The following is a 20,188-nucleotide window of genomic DNA, read 5'->3' on the forward strand; positions in this document are numbered from 1 at the left end:
CGCGAACGCCCCACGGGCACGGATGAACATCGGCCAGGTGCTCGACGTCCTGCGGCCGGACTTTCCCGGGGTCACGATCCCGAAGATCCGGTTCCTCGAGGACAAGGGGCTGATCAAGCCCGAGCGCACGGCGTCGGGCTACCGCAAGTTCTCCGCTGAGGACGTCGAGCGGCTGCGCTACGTGCTGCGGATGCAGCGCGACCACTACCTGCCGCTGAAGGTCATCGGCGAGCACCTCGACGCGATCGACCGCGGCCTGGAGCCGCCGCCGATCGACGCGGTCGTCCCGACGGTCCCGCAGGTGGCGCTCGCCGCCGACGGGCTGCCGAGCCCGGCGTCGTTCACCCGGCACGACAACCTGCGGCTCTCCCGCAAGGAGCTGCTCAAGATCGCCGAGATCTCCGAGGAGCTGCTCCAGCAGCTCGAGCAGTACGGCCTGGTCACCGCGCGCGCCGGCACCGGTCACTTCGACACCGACAGCCTGGTGATCGCCACTACCGCCCGGGAGCTGGCCGACTACGGCTTCGAGCCTCGACACCTGCGCGCCTTCAAGACCGCCGCCGACCGCGAGGTCGGGCTGGTCGAGCAGGTCGTCGCCCCGCACAAGCGCGGCCGCGACGCCGCCGCCCACGCCCGGGCCGACGAGGCCGTCAGCGAGATCGCCGCGCTCTCCGTGCGCCTGCACGCCACCCTGGTGAAGGCCGGCCTGCGCTCGTCCTGAGGGCGGACAGGCCACCCGGCCCGGCGTGCGTCGCGGAGTAGGGTGAGCACGTGCGCGAAGTCGATGTCATGGGTGTCCGGGTCGAGATGCCGTCGAACCAGCCGATCGTGCTGCTCCGGGAGGTGTCGGGGGAGCGCTACCTGCCCATCTGGATCGGGGCGGTCGAGGCCACAGCCATCGCGTTCGCCCAGCAGGGCGTCGTGCCGCCGCGGCCGCTGACCCACGACCTGCTCAAGGACGTGCTGGAGGCCACCGGGAACGACCTCACCGAGGTCCGCATCACCGACGTGCGCGACGGGGTGTTCTACGCGACCCTCGTGCTCGGCTCGGGCGCGGAGGTCAGCGCCCGGCCCTCGGACTCGATAGCGCTCGCGCTGCGGACCGGCACCCGGATCGTCTGCGCCGAGGAGGTCCTCGACGAGGCCGGCCTCGCCGTACCGGCGGAGCAGGAGGACGAGGTCGAGAAGTTCCGCGAGTTCCTCGACCAGGTCACCCCCGAGGACTTCGAGTCTCAGTGACGCGATCGGCAAGTCTCACCCTCAAGTAGAAGGTGAGGGTTGCGACACGCGCCCCGGCTGTCGTTGACCCGCCCCCCGCGGGGGCCTACCTTGAACTGTCTCTGTTGTAACTCCACCGCTGTCGTTGCTCGCACGACGCGGCCCTTCCCCGGAAGTTACGCCCAACGGAGTAGACCCACGGAGGACCGTTGAACGAGCAAGAGCAGGAGCGCAACGCCGAGGCGGCGTTGGCCGCCGAGGTTGCCGACGAGCAAGGGCTGCTCTTCACCGACGACGTCTCGCCGCTGCCCAGCGACGCTGGCTACCGCGGCCCGACGGCGTGCAACGCGGCCGGCATCACCTACCGCCAGCTGGACTACTGGGCCCGCACCGGCCTGGTCGAGCCCACCGTGCGCAGCGCCAGCGGCTCCGGCTCGCAGCGCCTGTACTCCTTCCGCGACATCCTGCTGCTGAAGGTGATCAAGCGGCTGCTCGACGCCGGCATCTCGCTGCAGCAGATCCGTACGGCGGTCCAGCACCTGCGCGAGCGGGGGACCGACGACCTGACCCGCGTCACCTTGATGAGCGACGGCGTCTCGGTCTACGAGTGCACCAGCAACGACGAGGTCATCGACCTCCTGCAGGGCGGCCAGGGCGTCTTCGGCATCGCGATCGGCGGCGTCTGGCGCGAGATCGAGGGCACCCTCGCCGAGCTGCCCAGCGAGCGCACCAGCGACGCGGCCGCTCCGTCGGCCGGCGACGAGCTCGCCGCCCGCCGCGCCGCCCGCAAGATCGGCTGACCGGCCCCAGGCCCTGACGACGGTCCGTCTCCTCACCGGAGACGGGCCGTCCGGCATTTCGGCTGGTAGATTCGGCACCGCTGACAACCCGCACGGGAGAGTCTCCGGGACGGCCACACCGGCCGGCTGCGGAGCGCCGAAGGGGCAATTCCTCCCCGGAACCTCTCAGGCGCCAGGACCGTGCGGACCAGGCGACTCTGAAGCGCGGCGCCGCCGCGGGCGGCGTGACAGAGGGGGAGGCGTCCGGATCGACCCCGATTCCCAGGAGCCCCCGTGTCCGATGTCCCCACCCTCGCCGAGCTCGACGGCGCGCTGCCGTTCGTCGACCGCCATGTCGGGCCCGGCCCGGAGGCGGTCCGGGTCATGCTCGAACGCCTCGGGTTCGACTCCCTTGAGGAGCTGATGGCCGCCGCGGTGCCGGGCGGCATCCGCGCCGACGCCGCGCTGGAGCTGCCCCCCGCAGCCGGCGAGGAGGCTGTCGCGCGCGAGCTGCGGGCGCTGGCCGCCGAGAACCGCCCCGCCGAGGCCATGATCGGCCTCGGCTACCACCCCACGTTCACGCCGCCGGTGATCCGCCGCAACGTGCTCGAGGACCCCAGCTGGTACACCGCCTACACGCCCTACCAGCCGGAGATCTCCCAGGGCCGGCTCGAGGCGCTGCTGAACTTCCAGACCATGGTCGGCGACCTCACCGGGCTGCCGACCGCCAACGCCTCGCTGCTCGACGAGGGCACCGCCGCCGCCGAGGCGATGACGCTGGTACGCCGTGCCAACCGCAAGGCGTCCGGCCCCTTCGTCGTCGACGCCGACGCGCTCCCGCAGACCATCGAGGTGGTCCGCACCCGCGCCGAGGGGATGGGCATCGAGGTGGTCGTAGCGGACCTCTCCGCCGGGCTGCCCGAGGGTGAGGCCTGTGGGGTGCTGGTGCAGTACCCCGGCGCCTCCGGCCGGGTCCTGGACCCGCGCCCGCTCATCGAGCAGGTCCACGAGCGCGGCGGCCTCGCCGTCGTGGCCGCCGACCTGCTCGCGCTGACAGTGCTCGAGGCGCCCGGCGAGCTCGGCGCCGACGTCGTGGTCGGCTCCTCCCAGCGCTTCGGCGTGCCGCTGTTCTACGGCGGTCCGCACGCCGGCTTCATGGCGGTCGCCGCCGGGCTGGAGCGGCACCTGCCCGGGCGCCTGGTGGGCGTCTCGGTGGACGCCGATGGGCGTCCGGCGTACCGGCTGGCGCTGCAGACCCGCGAGCAGCACATCCGCCGCGACAAGGCCACCTCGAACATCTGCACCGCCCAGGTGCTGCTGGCGGTCGCGGCCTCGATGTACGCGGTCTACCACGGCCCCGAGGGGCTGCGGGCGATCGCGACGCGCGCCCACCGGTACGCCGCGGTGCTGGCCGCCGCGCTGCGCGAGGCCGGGATCGAGATCGCGCACGGCGAGTTCTTCGACACCCTCACCCTCCGGGTCCCGGGCCGGGCCGCCGCCGTCGTCACCGCAGCGCGGGAGCGCGACCTGCAGCTGTGGCTGATCGACGACGACACGGTCGGCATCTCCACCTCGGAGACCACCACCCGCTCCACGCTGGAGCGGCTGCTCGCTGCCTTCGACGTCCCGCTCGACGGGGTCGACCTCGACGCGCTGGACCGGGCGACGCCCGACGCGCTGCCGCAGGACCTGCGCCGCCACACGGCGTACCTCACCCACGAGGTCTTCTCGGCGCATCGCAGCGAGACCCAGATGCTGCGCTACCTGCGCCGGCTCTCCGCCCGGGACTACGCGCTCGACCGCGGCATGATCCCGCTCGGCTCGTGCACGATGAAGCTCAACGCGACCACCGAGATGGAGCCGATCTCGCTGCCCGGCTTCGCCGACCTGCACCCGTTCGCGCCGGCCGAGGACGCCGCCGGCTACCGGCGCCTGGTCGCGGACCTCGAGGGCTGGCTGGCCGAGGTCACCGGCTACGACCGGGTCTCGATCCAGCCGAACGCCGGCTCCCAGGGCGAGCTCGCCGGGCTGCTCGCGATCCGCGGCTACCACCGCGCCCACGGCGACACCGGCCGCGACGTGTGCCTGATCCCGTCCTCCGCGCACGGCACCAACGCCGCCTCCGCGGTGATGGCCGGGATGCGCGTCGTCGTGGTGAAGGCGGCCGCGGACGGCGGGGTCGACATGGACGACCTGCGCGCCCAGTGCGCGAAGCACGCCGAGGACCTGGCCGCGATCATGGTGACCTACCCCTCGACCCACGGCGCCTACGAGGACACGATCACCGAGCTGTGCGAGGTCGTCCACGCCCACGGCGGCCAGGTGTACGTCGACGGCGCCAACCTCAACGCGCTGCTCGGCCACGCCAAGCCCGGCGAGTTCGGCGGCGACGTCTCGCACCTGAACCTGCACAAGACCTTCTGCATCCCGCACGGCGGCGGTGGCCCCGGCGTCGGGCCGGTGGCGGTGCGCGCCCACCTGGCGCCGTACCTGCCCTCGCACGGGATGCACCCCGAGGCGGACAAGCGCACCGGGATCGGCCCGGTCAGCGCCGCGCCGTACGGCTCGGCGGGGATCCTGCCTATCTCGTGGGCCTACATCCGGCTGATGGGCGCCGCGGGGCTGACCCACGCCACGGCGGTGGCCGTGCTGTCGGCCAACTACGTCGCCGCGCGGCTGGGCGAGCACTACCCGGTGCTCTACCGCGGGCACGGCGGCCTGGTCGCCCACGAGTGCATCCTCGACGTGCGCGGGCTGACCAAGGCCACCGGCGTCAGCGTCGAGGACGTCGCGAAGCGGCTGGTCGACTACGGCTTCCACGCCCCGACGATGTCGTTCCCGGTGGCCGGCACGCTGATGGTCGAGCCCACCGAGTCCGAGGACCTCGGCGAGATCGACCGCTTCTGCGAGGCGATGATCGCGATCAAGGGCGAGATCGACCGGGTCGGCGCGGGGGAGTGGAGCCCCGCGGAGTCGCCGCTGCGGCACGCCCCGCACACCTCGCGGGCGCTGCTCGGCGACTGGGACCGGGCCTACCCCCGCGAGCTCGGCGTCTTCCCGACCGGCCCCGACCCGGACAAGTACTGGCCGCCGGTGGCCCGCATCGACCAGGCCTACGGCGACCGCAACCTGGTCTGCGCCTGCCCGCCGCTGGAGGCCTTCGCGGAGTGAGCCGGCCCGGGGCGACGCAGACGCCGCCCAGGACCGGGGCCTCAGCCCTCGGAGTCGGCGAAGGGCTCCAGCGGCTCGCGGCGTACGCCGTCGCCGACCGCGAACGTCACTGCCTTCTTCGGGCGGTTGTCGACGTGCAGGCTGAGCACCTCGCTGCGGGAGAAGTGCCCGACGCTGTCCACGAACACCTTGGTGCCGTCGACGTCGGCGAGGTCGATGTCCGCGACCAGGATCGTCTCCTCGGGGCCGGTGTGCGGGCCGGCCAGGTACGGCGTCATCGGGTGGATGATCGCCGACCAGCCACCGCCGAGCGTGACCAGGTCCTGGGGCCCGGCGGCCTCCTCGAGCACGTCGAGGACCTGCTGGTTCACGGGGTTCTGGGAGACCACCACGAAGCACTGGCCGGTGATCGCGTGGTTGCGCGACATCGCCTCGACCTGGTCGTCGTAGACGTCGGCGAAGCCCACGGTCGTGGACAGGCTGGGCCAGGAGCCGGCGTGGATCTGCTCGCCGGCGCCGACCAGCGCGTGCCGCGCGAGGTTCATCGTGTGCTCCCAGCACACCAGGCCACCGACCCGACCGATGGCGGTGTCGAAGACCGAGAGCGTGGAGGCGTCGCCGGCGGCCCAGATGGTGCGCTCGGCGAAGGTCGGCTGCAGCTTGCGGTGTCGCCCGAGCAGGTCGCCGGTCTCGGAGACGAAGACCTGGGTGTTGTACAGGCTGCTGCCCTCGCGCTCGTTCACGCCGAGGACGACGGCGGTGCCTGCGGCGCGCGCCGCCTCCTGGATCCGGCGGATCTCGGGTCCGGGGACCGTGACCGAGGCCGCCAGGTAGCGCGCGTGCAGCGCGGTCTGCAGCAGCGGCGGGTAGCAGTTGATCCAGTACGGGAAGCCGGGCAGGAACACCTCGGGGAAGACCACCAGGCGGGCGCCCTGGGCGCCGGCCTCGGCGATCAGGCCGCAGGCCTTCTCCACGGTGGCGGCGACGTCGAGGTACTCGGGAGCGGCGTGCACGGCGGCGACGCGGACCTGGGACATGGGAGCTCCTTGCGGGGACGGGGCATCCGGCGGTCCCGGGGTGCCGCGTCGATCGTCGCACTCATCGCGCCGGGAAGAAATACGTCTGACATATAAATCCGAGCGGATCGCTCGCCGGTGTGGAAACCAATCGCTATGGTTTCCGCTATGGAAAGTGAACGGATCGACCTGGCCGCCGCCCAGCGGGCCGCCGAGCGCGCCGAGGCGGCGCCGTACATCGACTACCCGCCCACGCCGGCCTGGTACTACCCGGTCGGCGGTGCCTGGGCCGCGGCGTACGTCGCGCTGCTCGGCTGGTGGCGCACCCACCAGGTCTGGCTGGTCCTCGGCATGCTGGCGCTGTCGGCGCTGGTGGGCGCCCTGCTGGGGTGGTACAGCCGGCGCGCCGGCGCGATGCCCAGCTTCCGGCGGATCCCCCGGGAGCTCCGGCGCGGCTACGCGTTCTACCTGCTCGGCGTGCTCGTCGTCGTGGGCCTGGTCGCGCTGGCCTGGTGGCTGCTCGGCCACCTGGCGGCGGTGGCCACTGCCTTCGTCGTGGTCGCGGTCGGCCTGCTGCTCTACGACCGGGCGTACGCCGCGGCCGCGCGCCGCACCCGGGAGCGGCTGGCGTGATCGAGGATCTCGACCCGGTCATCCACGCGCCGAAGCGGCTGGCGGCGATGGCGGTGCTGTCGGCGGCGACGTCGGCGACGTTCCCGTTCCTGCGCGAGCACCTCGGGGTGAGCGACTCCGACCTGTCCAAGCAGATGGCGACGCTGGAGAAGGCCGGCTACGTGGCGGTCTCCAAGACCGGCCGTGGGCGGGGTGCGACCACGTCGTACCGGATCACCCGCGCGGGGCGGACGGCGTACTCCCGGCACCGCCGGGCGCTGGCGGCGATCCTGGCCGAGGACCCGGACCCGGGCGGCTAGCTCACAGCGCCTGGGACACGCTCGACATGTTGAAGTCCGGCACCCGCAGCGCCGGGGTGGCGGTGCGTGAGAAGTAGTCCTCGCCCCACTCCCGGCTGAAGCTCGGGACCGTGGCGGAGGCGTGGGTCCAGCGGCTCAGCAGGTCCACGGGGCTCTCGTTGAAGCGGAAGTTGTTGACGGCGCCGGTGATCTCGCCGTTCTCCACCAGGTAGACGCCGTCGCGGGTCAGCCCGGTCAGCAGCAGCGACTGTGGGTCGACCTCGCGGATGTACCACAGGCAGGTCAGCAGCAGCCCACGCTCGGTGCCGGCGACCAGGTCGTCGAGCGTCGTCCCTTCCACGCCGTCGACGCCGAGGACCAGGTTGTCGATGGCCGGCGTCACCGGCTGACCGGTCATCGCCGCGCTGTGCCGGGTCTGCACCAGCGCGTTCAGCTCGCCGTCGCGGATCCAGTCGGTGCGGTGCAGCGGCAGCCCGTTGTCGAAGACCGAGCTGGTGTTGCTCGACGCCGTCGCCACCACGAACGGCGTGCAGGCCAGGCCCGGGTACGCCGGGTCGGACCACAGGTGGGTGCCCGGGCGGGCCACCCGCTCGCCGATCCGGGTGCCGCTGGGCCGGCGGCTGTAGACCGACTCGCCCTCCCAGGCCACCCGCGCCCCGGCGGACCAGTAGGCGTCGATCATCAGGTCCGCGACAGCGGTCGGCGGCAGGATCGTGTCGTAGCGACCGGCCGGCAGCTCCACCCGGCGGGCGCCCCAGCCGAGGCGCTGCGCCAGCTCCGCGTCCAGGGCCAGCGGGTCGACGTCCGCGAAGTCCCGGGTGGCGCCGCCCACCCACGCGCTCTGCGCCAGGTCGGCGGTCTTGCCGGTGCACCCGTAGTGGCCGGTGGGCTGGACGTAGCGCAGCCGCAGCCCGGTGGAGGAGCCGAGGTAGGTGGTGGTCACCTCGTGGTTGACGAACCCGTAGAGCACCCGGTCGGCGGACCGGGCGCGCCCGAAGGCCTCGCCGAGGGCCGGGGCGAACGCGTCGTAGACGTGCACGTCGGTCGGCACCGGAGGGTCGTCCCAGTCCGCGGAGACGACGTCACCGGCCAGGCCGGCGGCGTCCTCCGCGGGGCTGCTCGCCCGGGCCGCGGCGTCGGCGGCCGCCACGAGCGCCGTCACCTGCGCCGTGCTGGAGGCGGCGCCGGAGGCCGAGCCGGAGGCGATCCCGCCGGCGATCCGGACCAGCGAGATCACCGTGACCGAGACCGCATGCATCACGCCGTTCGTCGTCAGCGTGTTGTTCGCCCAGCGCAGGTTGGCGCTGGACCGGTCGCGGACCACGACCAGGCACGCGTCGGCGCCGCTGGCCGCGATGGCGTGCTCGACGAAGGCCTGCGGGGTGGGGCCGCGCCCGGCCCGGGAGGAGTGCGAGGTGCTCATCAGTGGCCGGCCTCCGAGACGGTGTTGAGGATGCGGACGTCGCGGAACAGCGCGCTCGGGCAGCCGTGGCTGACCGAGGCCACCTGGCCCGGCTGGGCCTTGCCGCAGTTGAACGCGCCGCCGAGCTGCCAGGTCTGCGGTCCACCGACCGCCTCCATCGAGCCCCAGAAGTCGGTGGTGGTCGCCTGGTACGCGACGTCGCGGACCTGCCCGGCCAGCTCGCCGTCCTGGATCCGGTAGAACCGCTGGCCGGTGAACTGGAAGTTGAACCGCTGCATGTCGATCGACCAGGACTTGTCGCCGACGACGTAGATGCCCCGCTCGACCCGGCCGATCAGCTCCTCGGTGCTCGGTCCGTCGGGCGCCGGCTGCAGGGAGACGTTGGCCATCCGCTGGATCGGCACGTGGCCGGGGGAGTCGGCGTACGCACAGCCGTTGGAGCGGCCCTCGCCGTCGAGCGGGTTCAGCTCGGGCTTCATCCGCGCCATCGCCCGGTCCAGCTGGTAGCCGACCAGGATGCCGTCGCGCACGATGTCCCAGGACTGGGTCTGCACGCCCTCGTCGTCGTACCCGATCGTGGCCAGTCCGTGGGGATGGGTCCGGTCGCCGGTGACGTGCATGACCGGCGTGCCGTAGCGCAGGGTGCCGAGCTGGTCGTAGGTGGCGAACGAGGTGCCGGCGTAGTTGGCCTCGTAACCGAGCGCCCGGTCCAGCTCGGTGGCGTGCCCGATCGACTCGTGGATGGTCAGCCACAGGTTGGAGGGGTGGACGACCAGGTCGTAGCTGCCGGCCTCCACGCTGGGCGCCGCGAGCTTCTCGGCCAGCAGCTCCGGGACCTGCGCGACCTCCCCGTCCCAGTCCCAGGACCCGTCGGGATCGCTGCCGCCGGCGACGTACTCCCAGCCGCGGCCGACCGGCGGGGCGATGCTGGCCATCGAGTCGAACGTGTCGCCGGCGGTCCCCATGGCCTGGAAGCCCGGGTGCAGGCGGACCCGCTGCTGGGTGGTCCGGGTGCCGGTCAGATCGGCGTAGTACTTGTTCTCCAGCACCTGCTCGAGGAACGCCGCGGCGTGGTCGACGGCCGCGCCTCCGCGCAGCCGGTCGGTCCAGTCCACGAGCACCGCCGCCTTCTCGGCGACCGGGACCGCGAACGGGTCGACGTCGTACGCCGAGATCCAGGTGGCGTGGTGCACCGGCTCCGGGGCGAGCTCGATCGGGTCGCTGGTCATCTGGGCCGCGACCTGCGCGACGGAGACCGCGGTCTCCGCGACCCGCACCGCCTCCTCCGGGGTGAGCACCACGCCGGAGGCGAAGCCCCACGAGCCGCGGTGCACGACCCGGACCGCGAACCCGAGGTCCTCGCGGTCGCTGGCGTTCTGCAGCACGCCGTCGCGCACCGCGAGGTCCTGGTAGCGGACCCGCTCGAAGCGGAAGTCGGCATGGTCGACGCCGAGCTCCGCGGCCCGGCCCAGCGCCGCCTCGCCGAGGCTGCGGTAGGGCAGGTTGGTGAAGGCGGGGTCGATCTCCCGGGAGGCGCTGCCGCTCATGGCGGAAACCTATCCGATGACTTTGCCGTCGCGACGGGGTCGAAGTTGGCGACAACCACCCCGAGGACGGAGGATCGCCATGACCGTGCGCCTGAACCCCTACCTGACCTTCCGCGACAGCGCCCGCGAGGCGATGGAGTTCTACCAGTCCGTCCTCGGTGGCGAGCTGACCCGCTCGACGTACGGCGAGTTCGGCATGAGCCAGGACCCGGCCGAGGCCGACAAGACGATGCATGCGCAGCTGCTGACCCCGGGCGGACTGACGCTGATGGCATCCGACGTACCGGCCAGCGTCGAGCACGACACGGGCAGCAGCATCGTGATCTCCCTCAGCGGCGAGGACGAGGCCGAGCTGCGCGGCTACTGGACCGGCCTGGCCCAGGGCGCGACCATCGAGCAGGAGCTGCAGTCGGCACCGTGGGGGGACAGCTTCGGGATGCTCCAGGACCGGTTCGGGGTCACCTGGATGGTGAACATCGCCGGTCCCTCCGAGCAGTGAGCCGACCGCTCAGCGGCTGACCGCCAGCGTGGACCCGGTGCGGCCCTTGGTGACCACGAGCCGGGTGGGGATCCGGTCGCGCATCTCCGCCACGTGGCTGACCACGCCCACGACCCGGCCGCCGTCGCGCAGCGAGTCCAGGGTGTCCATGACGTCGTCGAGGGTGTCGGCGTCGAGCGAGCCGAAGCCCTCGTCGACGAAGAGCGTGTCCAGGTCGGCGCCACCGGCCTCCTGGGTGATCACGTCGGCCAGCCCGAGGGCCAGGGCGAGCGAGACCACGAACGTCTCGCCGCCCGAGAGCGTCGCCGGGTCACGGGACTCCCCGGACCAGTCGTCGCGCACCAGCAGGCTCAGCCCGCCGCGGGTCTCGCCGGCGCCGCGCCGGCCGGTGTGCTCCAGGGAGTAGCGCTGGTCGCTCATCCGGGAGAGCCGCTCGTTGGCGGCGGCGACGACCTGCGCCAGCCGGTAGGCCAGGACGTAGGCGGACAGGCGCATCTGGAGCCGGTTGTCGGGGGACTTGCCCTCGGCGAACGAGCAGACCCGGGTGGCCAGCTCCAGGTCGGCGCGCAGCGGTCCCCACTCCTCGAGGGCGGCGGCGAGCTGTTCGACCAGGGCGGTGAGCCGCTGCTCGCGGGCACCCCAGACCCCGGCCCGGCTGCGGGCCGCGCCGAGCGCGTCGAGGGCGGCCTCGTGCTGCGCGGTCAGGACGGGTACGTCGGGCAGGCTCGCGGCCGCCACCTCGGGGGCACCGGGCTCGGCGAGCACCGCCTCCGCGGCGGCTCGGCGCCGGTCGTGGGCCGAGACCCGGTCGGCGAGCTCGCGGCAGCCGCTGTCGTCCAGCACGACGGCCAGGGCGTCCTCGACGGTGTCGAAGCCCGCCTCGGCCACGCCCTCGGCCAGTCCGCGGGCGGCATCGGCCGCGGCCTGCCGGGCGGTGCCGAGCTCGGTGACGGCCTGGAGCGCGGCGCGCAGCAGCCCGGCGCGCTCCTCGTGGGCGGCGGCGAGCGCGTCGAGGTCGCGGTGGCCGGTGCCGGCCAGCAGCGCATCGACGCCGGCGCGGACCCGGTCGGCGTCGCGGCCGCAGGCGTCGTGCTCGGCGGCGAGCGCGGCGTCCTGGGCGTCGAGGGCGGAGAGCCGGTCCCCGAGCCGCGCCTGCTCGGACTCGGCGGCGGCGGCGGCCTCCTGGAGCGAGGTGGCCCGGGCGGCGGTCTCGCGGGCGGTCGCCAGCCGGACCGCCGCCTCGTCACGCAGCGCGGCGGTCTCCTGCGCGGTCAGCGGTCCGGAGCGGTCCCGAGACAGTGCCAGGCGGGTCTCCAGCTCCCGGACGTGCTCGGCGTGGGCGAGCTCGGTGGCCTTGGCGTCGTCGAGGCGCCGCTGGGCCCGGCGCTCGGCGTCGGCGTCGGGGGCGTCGGGGCCGGGGACGGCCTTCTGCGGATGGTCGGCCGACCCGCAGACCGGGCAGCACGAGCCGACGGCGAGCGCCCCGGCGATCTCGGCCGCCATCCCCTCCAGGCGGGCCTCGCGCACGTCGAGCCAGTGCTCGCGGAGCGCGGCGACGTCCGCGGTGGCGGCCACCAGGCCGGCGCGGGCCGCATCGAGGTCGCGCTCCAGGGCGGCGGCGTCCCGCTGGGCCTCCAGGCGTCCGTCGAGCGCGGCGACCTCGGCGTCCAGGGCCGGCAGCGCGGCGCGGGCCGTGGTCGCCGCCTCCAGCTCGACGCGCAGCCCCTGGAGACGCGCGGGCAGGGCGGCGGCCCGGGCGGTCAGCTCGGCGCGCGCCTCGACCAGCGAGCGCCGCCGGTCCGCGACGGAGTCCAGGCGCGCGGTCAGCTCGCCCAGCCGGGTCTGCTCGGGCACGGCGGCGCGCACCCGCGCGGCGTCGGCCACGGCCTCCCGCTCGCCGGCGGCCAGCTCGGCGGGGTCGACGTCGTCGGCCGTGGCCAGGACCAGCAGGCCCAGCTCCGCGCCGGCGGCGGCGACCGCGCGGTCGGCCGCGGCCGCTGCGGCGGAGCATCGGGCCGCCGACCGCTGCTGGAGCCGCCACAACGGCACGACCGGAGCCGCCCGACGCGCGCAGGCGAGCGCCTCGACCTGCTCGGTGTGCTCGGCCGCTGCCGCGTCCAGGGCGGCGACCTCGGCCGCGGCGGCGTCCAGGCGGGCGCGGCGCTCGATCAGGGCGCGCGCCTGCTCCACGGCCCGGCGGGCGCCGGTCTCGGCCTCGGCGGCCGCGGCCGCCTCGCGCTGGGTCCGGGCCCGGCCGGCGACGGCGTCCTCGCGCAGCCCGGTGGCCCAGGACAGCAGGGCGCCGTCGGTCGCCGGCACCGTCAGGTCATGGACGTCCCAGGTCTCCGGGAGCGGGACCTCGGTGGCCTCGCTGACCCGGCTGACCAGGTCGGCGACGGCCTGGTGGGCGGTCTCGGAGGAACGGCGCAGGCTGGTGCGGTGCTCGCGCAGCCAGCGCTCCACCGACTCGAAGCGGCCGGTGCGGAAGAGCTGCTGCAGCAGCTGGTGGCGCTGCTCGGATCGGGCCCGCAGGAACGACTGGAACCGGCCCTGGGGCAGCATCGCGACCTGCGTGAACTGGGTGAGGTTCATGCCCACCAGCGCCGCGACCTGGTGTCCGGTCTCGTCCAGGCGGGTCGAGAGCGTCTGCCACTCGCCACCGATCCGCTCGGCCAGCACCACCGAGGCCTGCTCGGTGGTGGTCCCGGAGCCGCGCTTCTTGGGCCGCTCCCAGGCGGGGGAGCGGGTGAGCCGGAACCGGCGGCCCGCGAGCGTCGCCTCGAGCACGACGCGGGGTGCGACGCCCGGGGCTGCGTGGTCCGAGCGCAGCCGTCGCGCGCCGGAGCGGTCGCCGGGCACGTCGCCGTACAGGGCGAAGCAGACGGCGTCCAGGACGCTGGTCTTGCCGGCGCCGGTCGGGCCGGAGAGCAGGAAGAGGCCGGCGTCGGAGAGCTGGTCGAAGTCGACGCTGACGGTGTCGGCGAACGGGCCGAAGGCCGTGACGTCGAGGGAGTGCAGACGCATCAGACGGGCACCGTGACGTCCAGGTCGGTGTCCTCGCAGCAGCTGTCGACCGCCCGCCGCAGCAGCCCCGCCTCGTCGGCGTCCGCCGGGGTGCCGCGCAGGTCGGCGACGAACTCGGCGACGATGTCGTGGTCGCTGCGCCCGTCGGCGGCGCTGGCGGGTCGGGCACCGAGTCCCGCGAGGGTGGACTCGAAGGCGAGCACGAGCGTGTGCGGGAACCGCTGGCGCAGCCGCTCCATCGCCTGCACGGGCCGGCCGGCGTCGGTGAGCGTGGCCTGCACCCAGGACTGCTCGTGCCGGGCCAGCGCCGGGTCGCTCAGCAGGGTCTCGAGGTCCCCGCGCAAGCGAGCCAGGGGACGGGGCACCGGAGCGTCGACGAACTCGCAGGCGTCGACTCCGTCGCGGCCGAGGTCGACGAGCCAGGAGCCCTTGTGGTGGTTGGCCTCGGAGAAGGAGTAGGCCAGCGGCGAGCCGCTGTAGCGCACGGTCTCGGCGAGGGTGTGCCGACCGTGGAGGTGGCCCAGCGCGGTGTAGTCGACCCCGGCGAAGACCGAGGTCGGGACGAGGGACACCCCGCCGACGCTGATGTCGCGCTCGGAGTCGCTGGGCTCCGCCCCGGCCACGAACGCGTGGGCCAGGACCACCGAGCGGGTGCCGGGGCGGCCGGCGAGGTCGGCGCGGACCCGCTCCATCGCGGCCCCCAGGGCGGCCTCGTGGGAGCGCACCGGCAGCCCCCACGGCTCCCGGACCGCGTCGGGGTCGAGGTAGGGGATGCCGTGGACGGCGACCGGGCCGTGCTCGTCGGCCAGCAGGACCGGGGTGCCGACGGTGGCGGCATCGGTGCGGATGTGGACGCCGGCGGCGTCGATCAGCCGGGAGCTGAAGCCCAGCCGCTGGGCGGAGTCGTGGTTGCCGCTGGTGAGCACGACGGTGGCCCGGGAGGCCGCCAGCCGGGCCAGGGTCTCGTCGGCCAGCCGGACCGCATCGACGTGCGGGAGGGCCCGGTCGTAGATGTCGCCGGCGACCACGACGAGGTCGACGCGCTCGGAGTCGACGACCTCGAGCAGGTGGTCGACGTACGCCGCCTGGTGGCTGAGCATCCCCTCGCGGTGGAACGACCGGCCCAGGTGCCAGTCGGAGGTGTGCAGGATGCGCATGTCCCGAACGCTAGGACGCGGCGCCGACACTCGGACGGACCCACGCCGGGAAGCACCCGCCCGACGCGGGCGAACCGGTCACACGTAGCGCACGCACCGGTCGACCGACGTGAAGCCGTAGAGCACCAGCCCGGCCTCGCGGGCCAGCCGGGCGGACAGGCTGGTCGGGGCGCCCACCGAGACCAGCGAGCCGATCCCGGCGGCCACTGCCTTCTGCACCAGCTCGAAGCCGGCCCGGCCGCTGACCACCAGGCACGCCTCGGCCAGCGGGTCCCCGGCCAGCGCGCGGGCGCCGCCGACCTTGTCCACTGCGTTGTGGCGACCGACGTCCTCGCGGACCACCAGAGCCTCGCCGGCGGCGGTGAACAGACCGGCCGCGTGCACGCCGCCGGTGCGCTCGAAGACGACCTGGCGCTGCCGCAGCAGGCCGGGGAGACTGCGCACGACCTCCGGCTCGGGCAGCGGGCCGGCCCACGGCGCCCGGGCGCGTACGTCGAGCACCTCGCCGATGCTGTCCTTCCCGCACACCCCGCAGGCCGATGAGCCCGCGGAGAGGCCGCCGTGGCGGTGGCCCGGGTCGTGCAGAGGCGTGGCGGCCAGCGTCACCGTGACGACGTTGAACTCCTGCTCCGGGGCCAGGTCGGCGTCGGTGCAGTAGGCGACGGTGGCGATCGCGTCGGGGGTGGCCACGCCCTCGTGCACGAGCCAGCCCGCCGCGAGCTCGAAGTCGTGCCCCGGGGTGCGCATCGTGACCCAGACCCGGTGCGCCGCGGTGCCCGGCCAGGCGAGCCGGATCTCCAGGGGCTCCTCGGTCGCGAGCCGGTCCTCGTGGCGCCGGGTCCCGTCGGCGGTGAGCTCCTCGACCCGGGACCGGACCGTCGGCCCGGGGCGGCGGGGGCGCCCGGACGCCGCGCTCACGATGCCCCGTACGTCGCGCGCACCGCGAGGCGTCGGGCGAGCAGGTCCGCGGCGTCGGCCAGCCGGCGGCGCACTGTCGGGTCCAGGTCCGCCTGCCCCTGCAGGGCGGCGGCGCGGTCCAGGGTCTCCCGGTGCAGCGAGGTGGCGGGGAAGAACGACTCGGTCGCGACGCCGAGGACCCAGCCGCTGTGGATGCTGGGCAGGGTCGGGAGCGCGGCGAAGTAGCGCCCGGCGTACTCCTCGGTCAGCTCCTCGTGGCCGGGCTGCCACATCCCCAGCCCCGCGGCCTCCACCTCGTAGTTACTGGCGGCGACGGCGCCGGTGAGCCGGTCCCAGGCGAAGGCCTTGGCCTCGGGCGTCGGCAGGCCCGACCGGGCCCGGGTGTGCTCGACCCGGGTCTGCCCGGTCGGCTCGGCGGCCAGCGCCTGGTCGAGCTCGCCCGCGTCGGTGGCGCCGAGCACGGCCAGCCGGTTCAGCACCCGCCAGCGCAGGTCGGAGTCGCGGGCGACCCCCTCGGGCAGCCGCTCCAGCCAGCCGCGCAGCTCGCCGGGGTCGCTCGCGGACCCGATCGCGGCCCGCAGCGCGGCGTGCTGCAGCTCCGAACCCGGCGGCTCGGCGGCCAGCCGGCGCAGGGCCGCCTCATGGACCCGGTCCAGCGAGCCGGCAGGGGCGAGCGGCAGCAGCACCTGGAAGACCCAGGGCATGGTGCGTCGCGGCAGCGCCCGGATCGGGGCGTCCTCCAGGTCCTCGACCGGCAGCGCGGCGACCACCAGGTCGACGGCGAGCGCCGGGTCCAGCCGGCCGGCGTGGAAGGCGCTGCGGACCTGGTTCCAGGTCGCGGCGCGCAGCCGGGCGTCGCTCTCGTGCGGCAGCAGGCCGGGCAGCGCGGCCAGCGTGACCGGGTCCGGGAGCACCTCCGCCCAGGTGTCCTCGGCGGGATCGAGGACGACGGCGTGGGTGCCGGCGTCGAAGGGGGTCTGCGGCCCGGTCAGCACCAGCCGCTCGCGGGACCAGCCGCCCTCGCGGGCCACCGCGACCGTCAGCGCGTGGGTGCGGTCGGCCGGGGCGCCGGCCGGGGGAGTACGGCGGACCACGCCGGCGTCCCGGTCCAGCTCGATCCGGTCCGGCCCGGCGGTGCGCAGCCACTCGCGGGTGAAGCCGGACAGGTCCCCGGCCCCCGCCCGCTCCCAGCTGCCGAGCAGGTCGCCCATCGTCGCGTTGCCGAACCGGTGGCGCTCCATCAGGTCCACCACGCCGCCGAGGAAGACCTCGTCGCCCAGGGCGGCGTCGAGCTGGCGCAGGATGCTGGCGCCCTTGGCGTAGGAGATCCCGTCGAAGTCCTGCAGCGCCGCGGTCGCGTCGACGGCGCCGTTGCCTGCGACCGGGTGGGTGTTCGGGCCGAGGTCGGCGGTCAGCCCCCAGCTGCGACGCAGGTAGGAGTTGTCGACCAGCGCGTCGGCGTACTCGGTGACCTCGGCGGTCACCCGGGTGCCGAGGTACTCCGCGAAGGACTCGTTGAGCCACAGGTCGTCCCACCACACCGGCGTGACCAGGTTGCCGAACCACTGGTGCGCCAGCTCGTGGGCGACGGTGGTGGCCCGCACGATCCGGGTGGCCCGGTTGAGCCGGGTCGTGGAGAGCAGCTGGTCGCGGAACGTGACGCAGCCCGGGTTCTCCATCGCCCCGGCGTTGAACTCCGGGACGAAGGCCTGGTGGTAGTCCCCGAACGGATAGCGGATCCCGAAGAGCCGGTGCAGCTCGTCGAAGGACGCGCGGGTGACCGCGAGCAGGTCCGGGGCGTCGGCCTCGAGCGCGCCGGCCAGGCTGGCCCGGGCCGAGAGCCGCAGGTCGATGCCGTCGTGGGAGTCGTGCAGGACTGCGTAGGGGCCGGCCACGATCGTGACGAAGTACGTCGAGAGCGGCAGCGTCGGGCCGAGCTCCCAGACCCCGGGCTCCACCTGGGTCGCCGGAGCGTTGCCGAAGACCTCCCAGTCGGCCGGCGCGGTGACGTGGAAGGTGTAGGGCGCCTTGAGGTCGGGCTGGTCGAAGCAGGCGAAGATGCTGGGCGCGGCGTCCATGAAGGACATCCCGTAGACGTAGTGCCGCCCGTCGGCGGGGTCGACGCTGCGGTGCAGGCCCTCGCCGTCGGTCCGGAACGCCATCACCGCGTCGACGACCAGCTCGTTGGGGCCCTCGATCGTGTCGATCGGGAGCCGACCCCGGTCGAGCAGGTCGGGCTCCACGCGCCGGCCGTTGAGGCGCAGCTCGTGAACCCGCTGCGGCTTGAGGTCGACGAAGGTCGGCCCGCCGCGGCTGTGGAAGCGCAGCGTGGTCACGCTGCGGAACGTCGCCTCGTCGGCGGCCAGGTCCAGGCGTACGTCGTACCCGTCGACGCTGAGCTGGGCGGCCCGGGCCTGGGCCTCGGTGCGCTGGAGGCTGCGGGCGGGGCCGGTGGCGGGCGCGGTCACCCGGTCAGCCTAGGCACGCCGGTCTCGCCGGGTCCGGCCGCGGCCGAAATCGGCTGCGACGGGAATCGCGCCGCCCTAGGATCGGCTGCGCCGGTCCACTCCCGCGTGACCTGCATCCGGGACGTCGCTCGTCCCCTCCGGGAAGGGATCCACCGCATGTCCGCAACGCGCCTCCGCGTCTCCCACCGTCGTCCCCTCGCCGCGCTCGGCGCCGCCACCGCGCTGGTTGTCTCCGGGCTGGTCGCCGCCGGCGCGGCCACCGGCGCGCCGGCCGCCGCGGCCCCCGCCGGCGACTGCGCGCGGGCCTACCCGGTGGCCGACCTGGCAGCCGACCTGGCCGGTCCGGGCCCCGTCGACCTGACCGGCCTCACCGTGGTGCGCGACACGACACCGGTGTCCTTCACCGCCCGGGCGATCGGCATCGTCGAGGACGGCGTGGCCCCCGACGTGGACATGGTGATGGTCGACGTCGACCTGCCCGACGTGGGCCTCGGTCCCGCGAACCAGCCCACCGGCATCTGGCAGGGCATGTCCGGCTCCCCGGTGTACGCCGCCGACGGTCGCCTGGTGGGGGCCATCGCCTACGGCATGTCGTGGGGGCCGTCCCAGATCGCCGGCGTGACCCCGTTCGAGGCGATGGACGAGCACCTGGCCGTACCCGCCCCGGCGACCGTGACCGTCCCGAAGCCGGTGGCGCGCCGGCTTGCCCGCAGCGGGGCTCCGGCCCTCGCCGCCACGCCGGGCCCCGTGCAGCTCTCCCGGCTCGACCCCGCGCTCTCCGTCGCCGGGGTCTCGGCCCACCGGCTGGCCCGCCTGCAGGCGGCCAAGCGGCCCTGGGCCAGCGGCACGACCCGGCTCGCGGGCCGCGCCACGCAGGCCGCGTCGGCCGCGTCGATCGTCGCCGGCGGCAACCTGGCCACCTCGGCGGCCTACGGCGACGTCACCCTCGGCGGGGTCGGCACCGCCACCTCCGTCTGCGAGGGCCGGGTCGTCGGCTTCGGCCACCCCGCCTTCCTGCTGGGCGCCACCGCGATGGCGCTGCAGCCGGCCGAGGCCGTCTACGTCCAGGCCGACACCGCCGGCTCGCCGTTCAAGGTCGCGAACATCGGGGCGCCGGTCGGGGTCATCACCGACGACCGCCGCACCGGCATCGCGGGCACGTTCGGCGCCGCGCCGGCCGGGCTGCCGGTCACCTCCACCGTGGTGCACGGCGCCCGTACCCGCACCGGCCGCACCGACGTCTACGTGGCCGAGGCGGCCGCCGAGACGGCGTACCTCCAGCTGCTCGGCAACCACGACACGGTGCTGGACGGCGACGTCGTCGGGTCCTCGCTGCTGACCTGGCAGGTGGCGGGCACCGACGCGGCCGGTCGCCCGTTCCGGCTCGGCCTGACCAACCGGTACGCCGGCATCGACGGCGTCGACGAGGCGGCCTACGGCATCAGCGACCTGGTCTGGGCGCTCGACCAGCTCGACGGGGTCACGATCGGCTCGATCAGCTCCACGAGCACCATCTCGACCCAGCGCAGCCCGCTGCAGGTCGCCCGCCTCGAGCAGCGCCGCGCCGGCGCCTGGGTCCGCGTCACCCGGGCCGCCCCGGTCCGGACCCGCAAGGGCCGCACCGTCCGGCTGCGGGTCGTGCTCCAGGGCGGCGGCGTCACCCGCTACGTGCCCGCCGACTTCAAGGCCCCGTCCCCGCGCTACGGGCGCCGGGTGAAGGTCGCGGTCACCGGCGGCACCCAGTTGGGCGGCTCGACCGACCTGGAGAGCATCAAGGCCATGCAGCGCTCGCTCGCGCAGACCGTGCGCAACGACGTGGTCCGGGTCCAGCTCGGCACCGCCGACCAGCTGCGCGGCGGCGGCGAGGACTACTCCGACGAGGAGGACTACCGTCCGGGCCCCGGTGGCGCCCCGCGCGGGCCGAAGCCGTTCGTGCGCACCCGGACCGGCGCGCCCCAGCCTCAGGTCGTGACCGGCCAGCTGCGGGTGCCGGTGCGGATCCGGCGCTGAGCGGCCGCACCGGCGCCCGCGGCCCG

Annotated in this window: 15 protein-coding genes and 1 riboswitch; of the genes, 8 read left to right on the plus strand and 7 right to left on the minus strand. The window is 74.6% G+C overall.

What is annotated here, in order from left to right; translation table 11 throughout:
* The first annotated feature begins 22 nt into the window (after positions 1-22).
* The 4 genes from ftsR (at position 23) to gcvP (ending at position 5,168) form a co-directional block, all read left to right on the plus strand.
* Positions 23-721: a transcriptional regulator FtsR gene (gene ftsR, locus EBO35_RS09485; RefSeq protein WP_122817493.1), complete on the plus strand. Its 699-nt coding sequence runs from the start codon at positions 23-25 to the stop codon at positions 719-721.
* A 50-nt stretch (positions 722-771) separates the two neighbouring features.
* A complete protein-coding gene (locus EBO35_RS09490) occupies positions 772-1,239 on the plus strand; it encodes a bifunctional nuclease family protein (RefSeq protein WP_122817494.1) in 468 nt (155 codons plus the stop codon).
* A gap of 188 nt (positions 1,240-1,427) precedes the next feature.
* A complete protein-coding gene (locus tag EBO35_RS09495; RefSeq protein ID WP_122817495.1) occupies positions 1,428-2,018 on the plus strand; it encodes a MerR family transcriptional regulator in 591 nt (196 codons plus the stop codon).
* A gap of 83 nt (positions 2,019-2,101) precedes the next feature.
* A riboswitch (glycine riboswitch) is annotated at positions 2,102-2,209 on the plus strand.
* A gap of 82 nt (positions 2,210-2,291) precedes the next feature.
* The gene (gene gcvP / locus EBO35_RS09500) at positions 2,292-5,168 is read left to right on the plus strand and encodes an aminomethyl-transferring glycine dehydrogenase (RefSeq protein WP_122817496.1); all 2,877 of its coding nucleotides are present in this window, start codon (positions 2,292-2,294) and stop codon (positions 5,166-5,168) included.
* Positions 5,169-5,209: 41 nt separating this feature from the next.
* Here gcvP and EBO35_RS09505 read toward each other — a convergent pair whose 3' ends face one another.
* On the minus strand, positions 5,210-6,205 hold the full coding sequence (locus tag EBO35_RS09505) for a carbon-nitrogen hydrolase family protein (protein ID WP_122817497.1): 996 nt from the start codon (positions 6,203-6,205) through the stop codon (positions 5,210-5,212).
* A gap of 147 nt (positions 6,206-6,352) precedes the next feature.
* Here EBO35_RS09505 and EBO35_RS09510 point away from each other — a divergent pair, with 147 nt between their 5' ends.
* On the plus strand, positions 6,353-6,817 hold the full coding sequence (locus EBO35_RS09510) for a hypothetical protein (RefSeq protein ID WP_122817498.1): 465 nt from the start codon (positions 6,353-6,355) through the stop codon (positions 6,815-6,817).
* Entirely contained in the window at positions 6,814-7,116 is a 303-nt protein-coding gene (locus EBO35_RS09515; protein ID WP_206422731.1) for a winged helix-turn-helix domain-containing protein, read from the plus strand. Before EBO35_RS09510 ends, EBO35_RS09515 begins: the two co-directional genes overlap by 4 nt.
* A gap of 1 nt (position 7,117) precedes the next feature.
* Here EBO35_RS09515 and EBO35_RS09520 read toward each other — a convergent pair whose 3' ends face one another.
* Positions 7,118-8,539 (minus strand): metallopeptidase TldD-related protein, encoded by a 1,422-nt coding sequence (locus EBO35_RS09520; RefSeq protein WP_122817499.1) that lies wholly within the window; start codon positions 8,537-8,539, stop codon positions 7,118-7,120.
* The gene (locus tag EBO35_RS09525; protein WP_122817500.1) at positions 8,539-10,086 is read right to left on the minus strand and encodes a TldD/PmbA family protein; all 1,548 of its coding nucleotides are present in this window, start codon (positions 10,084-10,086) and stop codon (positions 8,539-8,541) included. The genes EBO35_RS09520 and EBO35_RS09525 overlap by 1 nt, the downstream gene beginning before the upstream one ends.
* 79 nt (positions 10,087-10,165) lie before the next feature.
* Here EBO35_RS09525 and EBO35_RS09530 point away from each other — a divergent pair, with 79 nt between their 5' ends.
* Entirely contained in the window at positions 10,166-10,585 is a 420-nt protein-coding gene (locus EBO35_RS09530; RefSeq protein WP_122817501.1) for a VOC family protein, read from the plus strand.
* 9 nt (positions 10,586-10,594) lie between these two features.
* Here EBO35_RS09530 and EBO35_RS09535 read toward each other — a convergent pair whose 3' ends face one another.
* The 4 genes from EBO35_RS09535 to pepN all read right to left on the minus strand — a co-directional run bounded on the left by EBO35_RS09535 (position 10,595) and on the right by pepN (position 18,152).
* Complete coding sequence (locus EBO35_RS09535; protein WP_122817502.1) at positions 10,595-13,609, minus strand: AAA family ATPase; 3,015 nt, start codon at positions 13,607-13,609, stop codon at positions 10,595-10,597.
* Positions 13,609-14,766 carry an exonuclease SbcCD subunit D gene (locus EBO35_RS09540; protein WP_122817503.1) on the minus strand — a complete coding sequence of 386 codons (1,158 nt, stop codon included), beginning with the start codon at positions 14,764-14,766 and terminating at the stop codon, positions 13,609-13,611. Before EBO35_RS09540 ends, EBO35_RS09535 begins: the two co-directional genes overlap by 1 nt.
* A 78-nt stretch (positions 14,767-14,844) precedes the next feature.
* Positions 14,845-15,684, minus strand: coding sequence for a formate dehydrogenase accessory sulfurtransferase FdhD (locus EBO35_RS09545; protein WP_122817504.1), 840 nt, complete (start codon positions 15,682-15,684; stop codon positions 14,845-14,847).
* Positions 15,681-18,152 (minus strand): aminopeptidase N, encoded by a 2,472-nt coding sequence (pepN, locus tag EBO35_RS09550; RefSeq protein ID WP_122817505.1) that lies wholly within the window; start codon positions 18,150-18,152, stop codon positions 15,681-15,683. Before pepN ends, EBO35_RS09545 begins: the two co-directional genes overlap by 4 nt.
* Positions 18,153-18,308: 156 nt before the next feature.
* Here pepN and EBO35_RS09555 point away from each other — a divergent pair, with 156 nt between their 5' ends.
* Complete coding sequence (locus tag EBO35_RS09555) at positions 18,309-20,162, plus strand: hypothetical protein (RefSeq protein ID WP_122817506.1); 1,854 nt, start codon at positions 18,309-18,311, stop codon at positions 20,160-20,162.
* Positions 20,163-20,188: the final 26 nt, after the last annotated feature.

Source organism: Nocardioides pantholopis (assembly GCF_003710085.1).
GTDB lineage: Bacteria > Actinomycetota > Actinomycetes > Propionibacteriales > Nocardioidaceae > Nocardioides > Nocardioides pantholopis.